Genomic DNA, 16,150 nt, shown 5'->3' on the forward strand with positions numbered 1-16,150 from the left:
GCGGTCAGGGGGCCTGGGCGGTCGCGGGCCGTTCGGCACGGGCGTCGTCGAAGGGAACGGGCGCGGTGCCCGGACGGTGTTCCCGTGCGGCCGGTGACAGGGCGACGAACGCCGAGGTCAGGAAGAGGTACGACCCGAGGCCCACGGCGAGGGGGAAGATGAACTGCATGACCGTGGCCCCGGGAAGAGCGGCACCCGAGGGGGTGACCTCGACTCCGACGGCCAGCATCCCGGTGTAGTGCATGCTGCTGACGGCGGCGCCCATGACGAGCGACGCCATGGCCACCGCCCCCGGCGACTTGATGTTGAGCGCTGCCCAGAGTGCCGCTGTCGCCGCTACGACGGCGATGACGACGGAGATGGTCACCAGCAGCGGGTCGAAGGCGACGGTGCCGTGGAGCCGCAGGGCGGCCATGCCCAGGTAGTGCATGCTGGCGACGCCGAGCCCGGTGGTGAGGCCCCCGATGAAGAGGGCTCGCGAGCGGTCGCGGCTGTAGCCGACGGTGAAGACCCCCGCGCCCACCACGAGCATGGCGACGAGGAGGCTGAGCAGGGTGAGCGGTACGTCGTAGCGGATGTCGGTGCCGGTGACGCCGAAGCCGAGCATGGCGACGAAGTGCATCGTCCAGATGCCCGTGCCGATGGCGGAGGCGGCGGTGAGCAGCCAGTTGCGGCGCGAGCGGCCGCTGGTGCCCAGTGCGCGCACGGTGCACCGCAGCCCGAGTGCGGCGCCGATCGATGCCATCGCGTACGACAGCGCGGGGGTCAGCCAGCCGAAGGTGGCGTGGTCCAGGTGTCCCATGGATCCGGGACGCTAGCCCGCACCGGGGCGCACTCCAGGGGCGCATTTCGAAAGCTGATGAAATATGACAGAGAGATGGTCCCGAACGATCGGCCGAGGTACGAACGAGTGCGGCGCCTCGCGTCGTTTCGTTCAGGTGCCGACTGCGCGATCATGTCCACATGGCCGACGACCACACACACGTCCAGGACTTCTTCTCCGTGCGGGCGGCGGACTGGGACAGCCGCTTCCCCGATGACGGACCCGCCTACGCCGCCGCCGTCGGAGAGCTCGGTCTGCGCCCGGGCGACACCGTGCTCGACGCGGGCTGCGGTACGGCACGCGCGCTGCCCGCCCTGCGTGCGGCGGTCGGTCGGGGCGGCAGGGTGCTCGGGGCCGATCTGACGCCCGAGATGCTGGACGCGGCCCGGCGGGCGGGCCGGGGGACGAGCGGCGTGCTGCTCCTGGCGGACGCCGAGCGGCTGCCGCTGCGTGGCGGAACCCTCGACGCGGTCTTCGCGGCCGGGCTGATCTCGCATCTGACGCACCCCGCGCGTGGCCTCTCGGAGCTGGCGCGGGTGGTGCGTCCGGGCGGCAGGCTCGCGCTGTTCCACCCGATCGGGCGGGCCGCGCTGGCCGCCCGGCACGGCCGGGCCCTTTCGGAGGACGATCTCAGGTCCGAGCCCCGTCTCGCGCCCCTGCTGGCGGGGGCGGGCTGGCGGCTGGCGGCGTACACCGACGAGGACGACCGGTTCCTGGTGCTCGCCGTGCGGACCGGCTGAGCGGCGCGGCCGGCCGGGTACCGGCTCCGCGCGGCTCACCCGGCCGGGGCCTCCGGGGGCCGGCCGTGCGGCACGGGGCAGCCACGGACGCCCGGGGTGGGGAAGGTGCCGAGGCCGGACACCTCGTAGCCGCCCGGGTAGCCCTTGATCTCGGGGTTCTGGCGGGCGTAGTGCGGGGTGGCCCGCGGCGGGAGGAGGCGCACGGCGCGCGCCCTCAGGCGCAGTGCTCCGCGGGTCAGCCCGCGGGCGACGGGTCCCGGCGGCGTGTACCGGAAGGTCCGCAGCAGCGAGTCGTCGAGCAGGGCGAGGCTCGCCCTGCGGACGAGGGGCGCGAGCGGACGGGGGTACCAGGAGCCCATCAGGGCCAGGGTGGCGTCGGAGACCGAGCGTGCGCCCTCGTCCCAGCCGAAGTGCGCGTCCTCGTAGCTGTCGAGGACCCGCTCGAAGTCCTCGTAGGTCTGCGGGACGTCCTTGATGCCCATGCGGGCGCCGAGTGTGCGGTAGTAGGCGGCGAAGGCACGCAGTTCGTGGCCGGAGAGCCTGCGCCAGCCGAAGGAGTCGATCCAGCGCTTGGGGGTGACGACGAAGGTGCAGAGTACATACCGCATGTCGTCGTTGCTGATGTCGTAGCTGCGGTGCATCCGGTTGATCCGGCGCACCGCCGTGCGTCCCGCCTCGCTGTCGAATCCGTGCTCCACGACGGCGTCCAGGAGGAGCGAGGTGTCGTCGTACCTCTTCTGCGGGCGCTCCGTCAGCTCCCCCGTCTCCGCGAGCAGTCGGCCGATGCTGGGGACCGCGTAGGTGCGGTACAGGGCGAGTTCGAGCGCCCGGGTGATGTCCCAGGGGAATTCGTACGTCACGGTGAGCCGGTAGATCTCCAGGAAGTCCCGTTCCGGGTCCAGGCGCTGGATCTCCTTGAGCCGTTCGAACCGCTTCACCGTGCTCTCCCCCTCGTCGGCCGGAGGCACCACCCTACGGGGACGCGGAGGACCGGCACCACGGGGCGAGGGGCCTGCGTGGCGCGTCCGCACCTTTTGTACAGGTCGGCGTTTTCGCTTGTCAGGGCCTCGACGAGGGGGTTACCGAGTAGTTAAGGTGCGCCGACGGATACGACCGGTACAACGGATGAGGGAGGGTGCTGTGGCTGGGACGGACGACACGGTCGCCGAAGAGGACTCGCTGTTCGTGCTGACCGCGGTGCTGCTGACTCCCGCGCAGTTCCCGAGCGTGCTGGGCGACGACTACGTGGCCGCGTGCGACGGGCTCGGCCTGGAGCCGTACGCCGAGGGGTACGGCCTGGTTCTCGGCCAGGACAGCGGCGGCGCACGGTGGACGGTGGTCGTGGACGACGTCTCCCTGGTGGCCGTCGCCATCGCCTCGTGGGACTGCGGGATGGAGTACGACCTCTCACCCGACGACCGCTCGGTGGTGTGCGCACTGCCGGGGTGGCCGCTCGAGCTGGCGGTCGCGGCGCCCGGGGTGCCCGAGCCGCACGATCCGCTCCCCGGCCCGGAGGACGGGGCCCTGAAGCCGCTGACACCGCCTGACACCTCGGTGTGGGGGGCTCCGCAGCGGAGGCTCGGGGCCGACGAGATCGCTCTTCAGTGGTCGGCCTGGCGCGAACAGATCGACGACGGGACCGCGTTCGGCACATCCGGGGCCGGATCGGATTCCGCATCCGGGGCGGGCTCCGCGTCGGGTGACGGCGAGGCGGGCGAGCAGAAGGCGGACGGGGAGCAGGCGCCCGATGCCGACGACGACACCGGTGAGGCAGCCTCCGGATCCGGACAGCACCCCGGAGTACGCAGGGCGCTCGAAGCGGCCCGCGCGTATGTCGCCTCTCCGCCCCCGCCCGGCCGGATACGCTCCGCGTTCGCCCCCGGCGGGGCCCGCACCCTGCGTGCTGACGGCCCCGGCTGGTCCCTGGTCGCGAGGACGGACGACATCGCCTTCGTCCTGCTGGACGAGGAACCCGGCGAGGTCATGACGGTCGGCCGGGGCCCTGAGCTGCCCGGGCTGCTCGAGGCGCTCGACGAACTGGCCGTCCGGCCGTCCTGACCGGCACCTCAGGGACCGCCGGGTCCTCCAGCGGCGGTCCGTGAGGTGCCGGTGCTACACGCGCTCCAGCGGCCGGTGCGGCTCGGCGGGCAGCACGGCGCTGATCCGGTCGCCCGGCCGTACGGCCCCGCCCGCCCTGACGACGCCCATGATTCCGGCCTTGCGGACGATGGTGCCGTCGTCCGCGCGGCCGACGACCTGCTTGAGCAGTCCTGCCTGGAAGGCGTCGATCTGCAGGCAGGGATTGCGCAGGCCGGTCACCTCGACGACGGCCTCGTCCCCGAGGTGCAGCAGGGTGCCCACAGGAAGCGCGAGAAGATCGAGTCCGCTCGTGGTGACGTTCTCCCCGAGATCACCCGGGGCCACCTCGAATCCGGCCTCCCGCAGCTCCCCGAAGAGCTCCTCGTGGATCAGGTGGACCTGGCGCAGATTGGGCTGGGTCGGGTCCTGGGCGACGCGGGAGCGGTGCTTGACCGTGACACCGGCGTGCACGTCGCCCTCCACTCCGAGTCCGGCCAGGAGCGTGATGCTCTCCCTGTTCGGCTTGGTGAACGCGTACACGCCGTTGCTGCTCACCGCGGTGACCGTGCTGTTCAGCGCCCTATCTCCTTACGGCTGATCCTGCGGAGCCTTCGCCTCTGCGACGGGTCGAGCATCAGGTAGCCCACGGTGGGCACCCCGATGAGGACGAGCAGTGACCACCAGAATCCGATGAACGGAATCAGGACGACTGCCGCGACGACTCCCCCGATGGCGATCTTTGCACCGTTCGACATGATCCGTGCCTCCTTCGCGGCCGGAGCCGCTCCTGTGGGGAGAACGCCTGTGGGCGCCCGTCGGTTCCGGCTCCGCCGGAAAGGTGCCGCGGGGCCTACCTGAGGGGCTCGCCGACCTCGTGCATGTGCCGCAGCGCCTGGCGGTAGGACTCGACGAGCCCCGTCTCCGCGTAGGGCATGCCGATCGACGCGCAGTGCGCCTTCACGAGGGGCTGCGCCAGCCGCAGATGGGGCCGGGGCATGCTCGGGAAGAGATGGTGCTCGATCTGGTAGTTCAGGCCGCCGAGGAACCAGTCGGTGAGGACGGCACCGCGCACGTTGCGCGAGGTGAGGACCTGGCGCTGCAGGTGGCCCCAGCGGTCGCCGTCGGGGTCGGGCATCTCCATGCCCTTGTGGTTCGGGGCGAACGCCATGCCCAGGTGGAGACCGAACAACGCGTGGTGCACGAGGGCGAAGACGACGGCCTTGCCCGGGGACATGGCGGTCAGCAGCAGGGTCGCGTACAGCGCGAGGTGGCAGGCCAGCAGACCGCCGGACAGGGCTCGTTCACGGGCCGGCTGGCGGCTCAGGAACTGGAACCCGTAGATCTTGAGGGCGATGCCTTCGAGGAGCAGCATCGGGAAGAAGAGGCGCGCCTGGTTGCGGGTGAGCCAGCGGGCGAAGCCCTCACGCTGTGCGGCCTGCTTCTGGGTCCACACGAGGGCTCCGACGCCGACGTCGGGGTCCTTGTCGACGTGGTTGGGGTTGGCGTGGTGGCGTACGTGCTTGTCGTTCCACCAGGCCTCGTTCATGCCGAGGAGCAGGTTGGCGTGCACGAGTCCGGTGATCCTGCTCGCCCTGCGGTCGCCGGATATCTGGGCATGCCCGGCGTCGTGCCCGAAGAAGGCGGTACGGGTCCACAGGACGGCCAGCGGCAGCGTGAGGAAGAGGTTCCACCAGGAGTCGCCGATGAGCACCATCCCCGTGATCACCGCCGCGAGCGCGATCAGGTTGGCCGCGATGCCCACCGCGTACCAGCCAGTGCGACGTTCCAGCAGGCCTTGCCCCCTGACGGTCTTCAGGAGCGGTGCGAAATCACTGCCGGCGGAACGGGTGTCCGCGGGGCTCTCCGATCCCTCGCGGGGGTGTTGCTCAACGGTGGCTTCTACCGCCTGGGGCATGACGTCTCCGGTTTCTGGGCAACTGCGCTGACCTCGTCAAAACGTACGGAGGGCGGGCCTGCGGCAGCCATGGCGCCATCACCCCGGCCATGCGGGGGCAATCCCCCGTGTCCGGTGGTGGGGACAGCCGCACCCCAGGCTTCAGAAGGCGGAAACGAGCGAGGTGGGTCACTGCGCGTTTCTCCCGGGACGGGCCGTGGGTGAGGTACCCTCGGCGACCCCGGGCTCACTAGTCAAATTTGAGGAATCTGACATCGCTGTGCACAGGCTCCCTGCGGCAACACCTGACGAGAACTCCGAACTGTCCCGCTGCTCCGCAGTCTTCCTCCCCGCGGATCCGGCCCGTACAGGCCTGATCGCGTTCTGGAACCCGGACGGTAGCACCCCTCCCGGTGATCAAGGGAGTCCGCAGGACATCACCGTCTCCGGGAGCGACGCACGCCCTTACGCGGTACCGGCGTTGCTCGTGCCCGTCCGGGAGGCGCTGCCCGTCCTGACACGGGCGCGGGCCGCTGCCCATGCCTCCCCGTCGGCCGCGTTCTGGGGCGCCGCCGGAGTGCTCGCACTCCAACTCGTCGCGCGCGGACTGCTGCTGCCGGGGCTGAGTCCCACGGACCGCGACGCGTGGCGGGCCGGACCACTGACCGCGGACGACCTCGAACGTATCCGGGTACTGGCGGCCTCCATGCCCCCCGACGCCCATGCCGTCCCGCTCGACGCGACGGCCGATCCGGTCATGCTGGCCGATCCGGAGTCGCTGCTGCGGTCGTTCATCGACGCGGTGGTGGACGGACTGCCGCGTACGCCTGGCGCCGAATCCGTGACGGGCTCACCGGCGTTCGCAGCGCGCGCCGCGCAGCATCTGCCCGCGTTGCGGCCGTGGGCGGCCGATGTGGCGGCGGGCCATGACGCCGGAGTCCGGCTCTCCCTGCGTGTCGAGGTGTCCGGGCTGGCCGACACGCCGGACGCGGAGCACCTCTCCGGCCGCGGTCCCTCCTTCCGTGCCGTCCTGCAGATCCACAGTGTCCAGGATCCCGCCCTGGTGGCGGACGCGGCGGACCTGTGGACCGACCGCTCCCCCGCCGCGTCACTGTTCGGTCGGCGCGCCCGGATGGACGCCCTGCTCGCCCTGCGGCGCGCCGCACGGGCCTGGCCGCCGCTGGCGCCCCTCCTCTCGGCGGCGGTTCCGGATGCGGTGGAGCCCGCCGACGAGGAGATCGCGGAGCTGCTGGGCCCCGCGGCCAGGGCTCTCGCCGCGACAGGCGTGCAGGTCCACTGGCCGAAGGCGCTGGCGAGGAAGCTCACCGCGCGCGCCGTGATCGGACCGGAGGACGGCGACGAGGCTTCGCCGTCGAGGGCCGGATCGCGGACGCCCTCCTTCCTGTCGGCCGATTCCCTGCTCGCGTTCGACTGGACGTTCGCGCTGGGCGGCCGGAAGCTCAGCCGGGCGGAGATCGACCGGCTCGCGGAAGCGGGCAGGCCCCTCGTCCGCCTCCACGACCAATGGGTCCTCGTCGACCCGGAGGAGGTCAGGCGCGCCCGCGACACCCGGGACCGCAAGGTCACACCCATCGACGCGCTGGGCGCGGTCCTGACCGGGACGGCCGAGGTCGACGGGCGGCAGGTGGAGGTGGCCGCGAGCGGCTGGCTCGACCGGCTGCGCGAGCGGATCGCGGACCCGGAGTCCGCGGACCGCCCATCGGTCGGACAGCCGGCGGCGCTCGACGCGCGTCTGCGCGACTACCAGCTGCGCGGCCTGGACTGGCTGGACACCATGACCTCCCTCGGCCTCGGCTGCTGCCTGGCCGACGACATGGGACTCGGCAAGACCATCACCCTGATCGCCCTCCATCTGCACAGGCAGTGCGTCCCGTCGGCTGCGGGGCCCACGCTCGTGGTGTGCCCCACCTCCCTGATGGGGAACTGGCAGCGGGAGATCGAGAGGTTCGCCCCGGGCACTCCGGTGCGCCGCTTCCACGGCGTGTCGCGCTCGCTGGAGGACCTCACCGACGGCGAGTTCGTCCTCACCACGTACGGCACGATGCGCCTCGACGCCCGCCGGCTGGCCGAGGCCTCCTGGGGCATGGTCGTCGCCGACGAGGCGCAGCACGTCAAGAACCCGCGTTCGGCGACCGCCAGGCAGCTGCGCACCATCGGCGCGCGGGCCCGTGTCGCACTCACCGGTACCCCGGTGGAGAACAACCTCTCCGAGCTGTGGGCGATCCTCGACTGGACGACTCCCGGGCTGCTGGGCAGGCTCGGCACGTTCCGCACGAGGTACGCGAGCGCGGTGGAGGGCGGCAACGACCCCGCCGCCGCGGAACGCCTGGCCGCGCTGGTCCGCCCGTTCCTGCTGCGGCGCCGCAAGTCGGACCCGGGCATCGCCCCGGAGCTGCCGCCCAAGACGGAGACGGACCGCGCGGTGTCGCTCACCCCGGAGCAGGCCGGTCTGTACGAGGCGGTGGTGCGCGAGACGCTCGCCGAGATCTCCGGCTCGGACGGCTTCGCCAGGCGGGGGCTCGTCATGAAGCTGCTGACGGCGCTCAAGCAGATCTGCAACCATCCCGCGCAGTTCCTCAAGGAGGAGCGGCCGAGGATCGTGGACCGTTCGGGGAAGGTGGAGCTGCTGGACGAGCTGCTGGACACCATCCTCGCCGAGGGCGCGAGCGTGCTGGTGTTCACCCAGTACGTGCGGATGGCCCGGCTGCTGGAGCAGCATCTGGCCGCGCGCGGGGTCGCCACCCAGTTCCTGCACGGTGGCACCCCCGTGGCCGAACGCGAGGCGATGGTGAACCGCTTCCAGGAGGGCGGAGCACCGGTCTTCCTGCTGTCGCTGAAAGCCGCGGGCACGGGGCTCAACCTCACCCGGGCGGGGCATGTGGTGCACTTCGACCGCTGGTGGAATCCGGCCGTGGAGGCGCAGGCCACCGACCGTGCGTACCGGATCGGGCAGACCCAGCCGGTGCAGGTGCACCGGCTGATCGCCGAGGGGACCGTCGAGGACCGCATCGCCGCCATGCTGGCGCGGAAACAGGAGCTGGCGGACGCCGTGCTGGGCAGCGGCGAGGCCGCGCTGAGTGAACTGACCGATGCCGAACTGGCCGAACTGGTCGAGCTGCGAGGGGGCGCACGATGAGCGGGAGTCACGAGCCGGAGCGTACGTTCGCCGCCCTGCCGCCGGCGCGGGGTCAGGGGTTCGCCTCGTCCTGGTGGGGACAGGCGTGGCTGAAGGCACTGGAGGACACGGCACTCGACGGCACGCAGCTCAAGAGGGGGCGCAGGCTGGCCCGGGAGGGCAGGGTCGGCGCGGTGTCGGTCAGGCCGGGCAGGCTCACCGCGCTCGTGCGGGACGGTTCTTCGGCGGCGTACCGCAGTGATGTGCTCCTCCAGGAGCTGAGCGAGGAGGAGTGGGACCGGTTCCTGGACATGGCGTCCGAGCGGGCCGGGCACATCGCGGCGCTGCTCGACCGCGAGATGCCGCCGCATCTGGTGGAGGACGCGGCAGCCGCCGGGGTCGAACTGCTGCCGGGCATCGGCGATCTGGAACCGGAGTGCAGTTGCGAGGCATGGGACCACTGTCCGCATACGGGCGCCCTCTGCTACCAGGTGGCGCGGCTGCTGGACCAGGACCCCTTCGTGCTGCTGCTGTTGCGGGGGCGCGACGAGCGGCGGCTGCTGGACGAACTCCAGGTGCGCAGTGCCGCGCGGGCGGTCCGGGAGGCGGGCGCCGCCCCGGCGGACGATCCGGCCGGGCCGCCCGCGACGTGTGGCGTCCGGGCCGACGAGGCGTTCGCGGCACGGGACATCCTGCCGCCGCTCCCTCCTCCGCCGCCGCTGCCCGCCGAGCCGGGCCTGCCGCCCTCGCTGGACACGGACGCGGAGCCGGCCGGCGGGATCGATCCCGCCGCACTGGAGTTCCTGGCGGCGGACAGCGCCGTACGGGCCTTCGCGATGCTGGCGGACGCGCTCGCCCCGGGCCATGGTGAGCAGCCGCCGCCGGCCGTGCTGACGCCGCAACAGGACGCCGTGCGGCTGGCTGCGGACGGACGGCCCGACGCGCGGACGGCGGCGCGTCTCGCCTCGGCGGTGGGACGGCAGCCGGCCGGGCTCGACGCGGCGGCCCGCGCCTGGCGGTACGGCGGGGCGGCGGCGCTGGCGGTGTACGACGAGGAGTGGCAGCCCGGGGCCGAGGAGCTCACCCGGGCCGGGGCACAGCTCGCGGCGGCATGGGAGGAGGGTGAGGGCCCGCAGCTTCGCGCCGCGAACAACCGCTGGACCGTGGTCGGTTCGGGCGCACAGCTGCGGTACGGACGGGACGGGCGCTGGTGGCCGTACACCAAGGAGCGGGGCCGCTGGGTGCCTGCCGGGCCGGCGGACGGCGATCCGGCCGCCGCGCTGGCCATGGTGCTGTCAGGCTCCTGAACACGCGCCGGCGCGGAACCGTGCGGCGGGCGTGCGCGTGTTGTGGCGTAGACCGGACGGACTCCCCCAGGTACAGGAGTGCTGATGCAGCGCAGACGGATCCTCCAGGGCGCCGCGGCGACCGCCACCGCGGCGCTCCTCCCCGCGTCGGTCCGCGCCGTGGCCGCCCCGGCGGCGGCGGCCGACTTCCCGGCAGCGCAGTGGTCGCCCGCATCGGCGTCCAACTACACGGTGTCGAGCCGCCCTTCGGCGTATCCGGTCGACCGCGTCATCATCCACGTCGCCCAGCAGACGTTCACCCAGACGATCGGCATCTTCCAGAATCCGGCCAAGCAGGTCTCGGCACACTACGTGGTGCGGTCGGGGGACGGCCTGGTCGCGCAGTGCGTGCGGGAGAAGGACATCGCCTGGCACGCGGGGAACTGGGACTACAACACCCGCAGCATCGGCATCGAGCACGAAGGCTGGGTCGATCAGCCCTCCTACTTCACCCACACGATGTACGAGCGGTCGGCGAGGCTGACCGCGGACATCTGTGACCGCTACGGCCTGACCAAGGACCGCGCACACATCATCGGCCATCACGAGGTGCCGGGCAGCGACCACACCGACCCCGGGGTCAACTGGGACTGGGTGCGCTACATCCGCCTGGTCAATCTGGTCTGACGCCGAGGCGCGGGCTATCCGAGGGGAGCGGAACCTTCGCCTCCGTCTCGTTTCCGTGTCGGCACTCCGATGTCGTGCTCGGCGGCGCCGGCCCGGCCGCCCGCCTGGGGGGCCTGGTCCGCCCCGGCCCCGGAACCGTCGTCCGTCATCGGTGGCCCCATGGCGCCTCCGCCCCGCAGGCGTTCGAGGTCGGATGCGCGGACCTGGATGACGATCAGGGCGATCAGCGCGGCCACGACGGAGAAGATGGCGGCGACGATGAACGCGCTGGAGACGCCGGACGCCAGCACCTGATCACCCCACGGTGAGGGGAGTTCCCCCGTCCTGCGGAACTCCAGCTGCTGGGCGGGCGTGGCCTCGGCGAGGAAGCTGGGGATCTGCTCCGTCGCCTCGTTGCGGCTGGTCGTGCCGAACACCGTGACGAGGATGGACAGCCCCAGTGATCCGCCGACCTGCTGGGTGGCGTTGAGGACTCCGGACGCCGCCCCCGCCTCCCTCGGCGCCACACCGGAGACCGCCATCAGCGTCAGCGACACGAACTGCATGCCCATACCGAAGCCGAAGACCAGGATGGGGCCGAGAATGCTGCCGAGGTAGGTGCTGTTGACGTCCGTCAGCGTGAGCCAGGCGAGCCCGGCCGCCGCCAGGACGGCGCCCACCACCATGAAGGGCTTGGGTCCCCACCGGGGCAGCAGCTGCGAGGCAAGTCCGGCGCTGACCGCGATGATCGCGCTCACCGGCAGGAAGGCCAGCCCCGCCTGCAACGGGCTGAAGTCCAGGATGTTCTGCACGAAGAGGGTCAGGAAGAAGAACATCCCGAACATCGCGGCGGCCAGGCTCAGCATCATGCCGAAGGCGCCGGCCCGATTGCGGTCACGGAACATGTGCAGCGGCGTGATGGGCTGCCTCGACCGGCGCTCCACGGCCAGGAACACTGCGAGGAAGAGCACGGCGCCGACGAAGGCGGCGATGGTCACGGTGTCGCTCCAGCCGTCCTCGGATGCCCGGATGAAGCCGTAGACGAGCAACACCATGCCCAGCGTGGAGGCGAGCGCGCCGAGGAGGTCGAAGTGGCCGGGGTGGCGTTCGGATTCCTTGATGTACCGGGGCGTGGCGAAGGCGATCAGCAGGCCGATGGGTACGTTGACGAAGAGCACCCACCGCCAGTCCAGCCACTCCACCAGCACTCCGCCGGCCAGCAGTCCGATCGCGCTTCCGCCCGCGGAGACCGCGGCGAACACTCCGAACGCGCGGTTGCGCGCGGGGCCTTCGTCGAAGGTCGTGGTGATGAGGGAGAGGGCGGTCGGCGAGGCGATCGCGCCACCGACACCCTGGAGCGCACGCGCCGCGAGCAGTTGCCAGGACTCCTGCGAGAGGCCACCGAGCAGCGAGGCCAGGACGAAGAGCAGCACACCGAAGATGAAGACCCTGCGGCGCCCGAGGATGTCACCCAGGCGTCCTCCGAGCAGGAGCAGCCCGCCGAAGGTCAGGGTGTAGGCGTTGATCACCCACGACAGACTCTCGGTCGAGAAGCCGAGCGAGGTCTGGATGTGCGGCAGGGCGATGTTCACGATGGTGATGTCGAGGACCACCATCAGCTGGCACGAGGCGATGATGAGCAGCGCCATCCCGTTGCCGTGGCCCCGCTCCGGGGTTCCGGCAATGGACGCGGACTTCGCTCGGGATGCAGTCATAGCGCTGTGTGCCATGCGTGTGAGCCATGAACAGAAACGTTCACTCATCGACGTTAGGCCGGAGCGGACGGCTCCGCCAATCGATCACCCCGAGGCGGCGCGAACAGCCCCACGCCAGGCCGCGCGAGGTCCCGCCGGACACGGACGTCCGGCGGGACCGGGGCATGGTGCGGGGGGATCAGGTGAAGTTCACGTCGCTGCACAGGAAGTACGTCTGGTCCATGTGCGACGCCTGCCAGATCGTGTAGACGACATGGCGGCCGGTGAGGCCCGAGGTGCTCACCGGGATCTCGTAGTTCTGGCCGGGGGCGTAGCTCCCGGTCTCGGCGACCAGCTGGAGGTCGGCCCAGGTCAAGGCCTGGGTGGCGGGGTCGAAGCCCTGCCGGGTGACGTACACCTTGAAGTAGTCGGCGCCGTGACTGGCCTGGTCGTACAGCTTCACCGTGAAGTCGCCGGTGATGTCCGTGGTCTTCCAGGCGCCGACGGTGTCGAGGGAGTCGTAGCGGCCACTCTCGGCCCGGCCGCCGCTGCACAGCTGGCCGTCGGGCACGGCGGCCGGGAAGTCCCCGGCGGAGCCGTTGCGGTACAGCCCGTTCCAGTTCCACATGGCGTTCGGGTCGTCCTGCCAGGCCTGCCAGCACATGGGGTCTTCCTGCGCCATGGCCGGGTTCTGGAAGTCGTCGCCCCAGCGGAGCCAGCAGCCGTAGTTGCGGGACGCCGGGTCGACGACGGAGCCGTGGGCGCTCGCGGTGCCTGTCCATGGAAGGAGACAGAGCAGGGCCGCGACGAAGACGCCGCCGAGGCGCAGCGCCCACCCGGTTAACTTGACGCGCTCATGACAGATCATGGAATGCTCTCCGTTTCGGGGAGGTGGGGGGATCCAGTGGCGTGGGAGCGCTCCCGCGCCACTGGGGCTTTGCCCGGCCCGGCTCGCTTCAAACATGTCCTCCTCGACATGGCCGGCAGCGGCGAACTGGTGGGCGAGGCGGGCGTCAGTCGCGCGGGAGCAGCGTCCCCAAGGGGCCGAGGTCCAGGTTGAGATCCTCGGGACGCACCCCGTGCTGCTCGCAGAGTTCCGCCATCCGCTGGTCGAGCATCATGAGCGTGGTCCCGATCTCGTCCACCTGGCTCTCGCTCAGATCGCCCTGGTCGATGCGGCGGATGGCCTGGCGTTCCATGAGCTGGCGCAGCAGTTCCACCACGGTCAGTACGAGCGCGACCAGATCTCGCCCCAACTGGTCGGAGTCGACGTCGAGTCGTGAGGCCGTCACAGCGGGCCTCCGTCCGCCCAGGGCGCCGGGACGCGTTCGTTGACCGAGGAGAGCAGCGCGTGGAGCGACAGTCGGACGAGAGGAACGTCGGCGATCGCGATCACGAGATCACCGCTGATCACGACGCCGGTGGCCAGCACCCGGTCCAGCAGATCGACAAGCGGCACCCCGATGGGTCCGCTCAGGGGCTCGGGGTTGTCCCAGGGCACCACTTCGCGTTGCATGTCTACACCTCGCCGACGAAGCTGTACGGCACCCAGGGCCCGGAGATCTCGATCCGGGCACCGGTGTCGGCCCGAAGCGTGCGGGTCAGTTCCTCGAGCTCCGCCGCCCTGTGCGCTCTCACCAGATAGGTCGCGTTGAGCACCTGCGCACCGCCCTTCCCGGGCGGCTCCGCAGCGTGCAGCCTCAGCCTGCGTCCCGCGGCGGCGACCGTCAGGAAGGCGGCGTCGACCGTCTCGGCGACCCGCAGGGCGTCCTCGTGCCGCCGTTCACGCCGGGCCTGCACCCCGCGCTTGCGCTCCAGGTAGGCGAGACCGGCTCCGGGTGCCGGCCTGGCGCCGGGGGCCGTGGCTTCCGGCCGGTGCGTAGGGGCGGCCGGTTCCGGCGCCGGAGGGTCGGCCGGTTCCGGCGCCGGAGGGTCGGCCGGGGCGTCGCTCGCGTAGACCTTCACACCCCATTCGGCGTGGCCCGCCGTGCGCTCCAGGGCCGTGCGGAAGCGCTCGGTCTCGCCGAGCAGCGCCTCAAGGGCGCGCTCCTCGCCGTGGTAGAGCGTGGCCAGCGGCAGCGGAACGGTGGGGCAGCAGGCGGCGGCAGCCGAGACGACGTGGTGGTGCGCACGCGCGTACCGTTCCAGCTCTTGCCGGTCGGCCATCCGGGCCTGCCACGCGTCCTCCGTGAAGTCGGCGGCCCGCACGGTCTGGACGATCGCGGTCAGCTCTCCGAACCGCAGGGCCCGCAGCGGTTCACCCGGTGCTACGCCTGGCAGGTCCGCGAACGACACGGGATCGGGGTCACCGCACACCGCGAATACGTACAGGGCGCCGCCGTCCGAGGTTTCGGCTCCGCACTCCGTCATGAGGCTCGGTTCTCCTTGCTCGTCAGCCGGCCGGTGTCTCGCTGGTCTTCGACTCGAGCGCCTCCAGGCGCTCGCGCAGTTCACGGTTCTCGTCCAGGAGGGAATTGCGGGCGGCCCGGGAACTCAGTGCGGGGTCGGTCTCCCACCAGTCGATCCCGGCCTTCTTCGCCGTGTCCACCGAGGCGACGAACAGGCGGAGCCGGATGGTGAGCAGCTCGATGTCGAGAAGGTCGATCTTGATGTCACCCGCGATGACGATGCCCTTGTCGAGAACCCGTTCGAGGATGTCGGCGAGGTTGGTGTTCTGCGGCCCCGGGATGGGGTACGCGTCCCGGGCGAGGTCGAGATCCGTCACCTCGATGCCCTCCGTCCTCGTCGCTTCCTGGGGGCGGCGTCCTCTTCTTCCTCCTCGGGCTCGTCGTCCTCCTCTTCTTCTTCGTCCTCGTACTCGGGTTCGTCGTCCTCCTCGTCCTCGTACTCGGGCTCCTCCTCGTCCTCGTCCTCTTCCTCGGGCTCCTCTTCCTCGTCTTCCTCGTCTTCCTCGGGTACCTCCTCCTCTTCCTCGGGCTCGTCCTCGTACTCCGAGTCGTCCTCTTCCCCGTCCTCCGGCTCCTCGTCCGACTCCTCGTTCTCGGCTTCCTCCTTCTCCATCGCCTCTTCGTGCGTCACGACAACTTCCCCGTCGCGGATTTCACCGCGCCAGCCCTCGGGTTCCTCGTCGGTCAGCGTGACGAAACGCTGGAAGAGTTTGAAGTCGAGTCGCATGCGCCGGCCCTGCACACGCCACAGATTGCCCGTCTTCTCGAAGAATCCCGACGGGTAGTACTCCACCACCAGGACGATCCGGGTCAGGCTCGGCGCGAGTTCATGGAAGCTGACGCATCCGCGTGTGGAGCCCTTCGATCCCTCGGAGGTCCACACGATGCGGTCGTCGGGCACCTGCTCCTGGACCGTCGCTTTGAAGCTGCGTGAGGAGGGACCGATCTTGACCTTCCAGTCGCTCTCCACCTGCTCGTCATCCTTCGAAACGCTCTGCACGCCCTTCGTGAAGCTGCTGAACTCGTCGTAGGCCGTCCAGTAGTCGTACGCGGTGCGCAGGGGCACCCCGACATCGAGCACCTCGATGATGTTCATGGACTTGCCGCCGCTGGACTTGCGCTTGTTCTTCCCGCCGCCGAAGGCGTCCTTGGCCTTGTCCACGATGTTGTCCTTGACGCTGCCCGCCTTGTCCGCGACGAAGGCCTTCACCGGGGACTCGCCCTGGAGAACACGGGAGCCGACCGACGCCAGTGAACCGCCGTTCTCGGCGATGTCGGTGAGCTGACCTGTCAGTCCGGTCAGCTTGTCGCCGGCCTTCTGGGCGAGCTTCCCCGTCTGCGCGCCGAGAAAGTTCGAGAACTCCTCACGGAGGCGGTCCACGCCCGACTCTTCGGGTTCGTCTCTGTCCGTCCTGGCCATGGCT

At 70.9% G+C, this 16,150-nt stretch carries 17 protein-coding genes; 5 read left to right on the forward strand and 12 right to left on the reverse strand.

Annotated elements, in window-relative coordinates; genetic code table 11:
* Positions 1-4: 4 nt before the first annotated feature.
* Positions 5-802 (reverse strand): MHYT domain-containing protein, encoded by a 798-nt coding sequence (locus ACWCQM_RS08405; RefSeq protein WP_450914515.1) that lies wholly within the window; start codon positions 800-802, stop codon positions 5-7.
* A gap of 161 nt (positions 803-963) precedes the next feature.
* Here ACWCQM_RS08405 and ACWCQM_RS08410 point away from each other — a divergent pair, with 161 nt between their 5' ends.
* Complete coding sequence (locus ACWCQM_RS08410; protein ID WP_450914516.1) at positions 964-1,563, forward strand: class I SAM-dependent methyltransferase; 600 nt, start codon at positions 964-966, stop codon at positions 1,561-1,563.
* 35 nt (positions 1,564-1,598) lie between these two features.
* On the opposite strand, the gene ACWCQM_RS08415 is transcribed toward ACWCQM_RS08410, so the two are convergent.
* Complete coding sequence (locus ACWCQM_RS08415; RefSeq protein WP_450914517.1) at positions 1,599-2,501, reverse strand: oxygenase MpaB family protein; 903 nt, start codon at positions 2,499-2,501, stop codon at positions 1,599-1,601.
* A 202-nt stretch (positions 2,502-2,703) separates the two neighbouring features.
* Here ACWCQM_RS08415 and ACWCQM_RS08420 point away from each other — a divergent pair, with 202 nt between their 5' ends.
* Positions 2,704-3,621: a hypothetical protein gene (locus ACWCQM_RS08420; RefSeq protein ID WP_450914518.1), complete on the forward strand. Its 918-nt coding sequence runs from the start codon at positions 2,704-2,706 to the stop codon at positions 3,619-3,621.
* A gap of 54 nt (positions 3,622-3,675) precedes the next feature.
* On the opposite strand, the gene ACWCQM_RS08425 is transcribed toward ACWCQM_RS08420, so the two are convergent.
* The 3 genes from ACWCQM_RS08425 to ACWCQM_RS08435 form a co-directional block, all read right to left on the reverse strand.
* Positions 3,676-4,218 (reverse strand): MOSC domain-containing protein, encoded by a 543-nt coding sequence (locus ACWCQM_RS08425; RefSeq protein ID WP_450914839.1) that lies wholly within the window; start codon positions 4,216-4,218, stop codon positions 3,676-3,678.
* Positions 4,215-4,397: a hypothetical protein gene (locus ACWCQM_RS08430; RefSeq protein ID WP_028442276.1), complete on the reverse strand. Its 183-nt coding sequence runs from the start codon at positions 4,395-4,397 to the stop codon at positions 4,215-4,217. The genes ACWCQM_RS08425 and ACWCQM_RS08430 overlap by 4 nt, the downstream gene beginning before the upstream one ends.
* A gap of 95 nt (positions 4,398-4,492) precedes the next feature.
* On the reverse strand, positions 4,493-5,557 hold the full coding sequence (locus ACWCQM_RS08435; RefSeq protein ID WP_450914519.1) for a fatty acid desaturase family protein: 1,065 nt from the start codon (positions 5,555-5,557) through the stop codon (positions 4,493-4,495).
* Positions 5,558-5,816: 259 nt separating this feature from the next.
* On the opposite strand from ACWCQM_RS08435, the gene ACWCQM_RS08440 reads away from it, so the two are divergent.
* From ACWCQM_RS08440 to ACWCQM_RS08450, 3 genes are all read left to right on the forward strand, one after another.
* Entirely contained in the window at positions 5,817-8,693 is a 2,877-nt protein-coding gene (locus tag ACWCQM_RS08440) for a DEAD/DEAH box helicase (RefSeq protein ID WP_450914520.1), read from the forward strand.
* Positions 8,690-9,979, forward strand: coding sequence for an SWIM zinc finger family protein (locus ACWCQM_RS08445; protein WP_450914521.1), 1,290 nt, complete (start codon positions 8,690-8,692; stop codon positions 9,977-9,979). The genes ACWCQM_RS08440 and ACWCQM_RS08445 overlap by 4 nt, the downstream gene beginning before the upstream one ends.
* Before the next feature lie 84 nt (positions 9,980-10,063).
* The gene (locus tag ACWCQM_RS08450) at positions 10,064-10,645 is read left to right on the forward strand and encodes an N-acetylmuramoyl-L-alanine amidase (protein WP_450914522.1); all 582 of its coding nucleotides are present in this window, start codon (positions 10,064-10,066) and stop codon (positions 10,643-10,645) included.
* Between the two features lie 14 nt (positions 10,646-10,659).
* Here the strand turns inward: ACWCQM_RS08450 and ACWCQM_RS08455 are convergent, their stop codons facing one another.
* From ACWCQM_RS08455 to ACWCQM_RS08485, 7 genes are all read right to left on the reverse strand, one after another.
* Positions 10,660-12,339 carry an MFS transporter gene (locus ACWCQM_RS08455; protein ID WP_450914523.1) on the reverse strand — a complete coding sequence of 560 codons (1,680 nt, stop codon included), beginning with the start codon at positions 12,337-12,339 and terminating at the stop codon, positions 10,660-10,662.
* A gap of 178 nt (positions 12,340-12,517) precedes the next feature.
* Positions 12,518-13,186, reverse strand: coding sequence for a lytic polysaccharide monooxygenase auxiliary activity family 9 protein (locus ACWCQM_RS08460; protein ID WP_450914524.1), 669 nt, complete (start codon positions 13,184-13,186; stop codon positions 12,518-12,520).
* Positions 13,187-13,331: 145 nt separating this feature from the next.
* Positions 13,332-13,610, reverse strand: coding sequence for a gas vesicle protein K (locus ACWCQM_RS08465; RefSeq protein WP_073752300.1), 279 nt, complete (start codon positions 13,608-13,610; stop codon positions 13,332-13,334).
* A complete protein-coding gene (locus tag ACWCQM_RS08470) occupies positions 13,607-13,834 on the reverse strand; it encodes a gas vesicle protein (protein ID WP_073752302.1) in 228 nt (75 codons plus the stop codon). The genes ACWCQM_RS08465 and ACWCQM_RS08470 overlap by 4 nt, the downstream gene beginning before the upstream one ends.
* Before the next feature lie 2 nt (positions 13,835-13,836).
* Complete coding sequence (locus ACWCQM_RS08475; protein ID WP_450914525.1) at positions 13,837-14,688, reverse strand: GvpL/GvpF family gas vesicle protein; 852 nt, start codon at positions 14,686-14,688, stop codon at positions 13,837-13,839.
* A 22-nt stretch (positions 14,689-14,710) separates the two neighbouring features.
* Positions 14,711-15,043 carry a gas vesicle protein gene (locus tag ACWCQM_RS08480; protein WP_450914526.1) on the reverse strand — a complete coding sequence of 111 codons (333 nt, stop codon included), beginning with the start codon at positions 15,041-15,043 and terminating at the stop codon, positions 14,711-14,713.
* Complete coding sequence (locus ACWCQM_RS08485; RefSeq protein WP_450914527.1) at positions 15,040-16,146, reverse strand: SRPBCC family protein; 1,107 nt, start codon at positions 16,144-16,146, stop codon at positions 15,040-15,042. The genes ACWCQM_RS08480 and ACWCQM_RS08485 overlap by 4 nt, the downstream gene beginning before the upstream one ends.
* Between the last annotated feature and the right edge of the window lie 4 nt (positions 16,147-16,150).

The organism is Streptomyces sp. NPDC002125 (genome assembly GCF_053593715.1).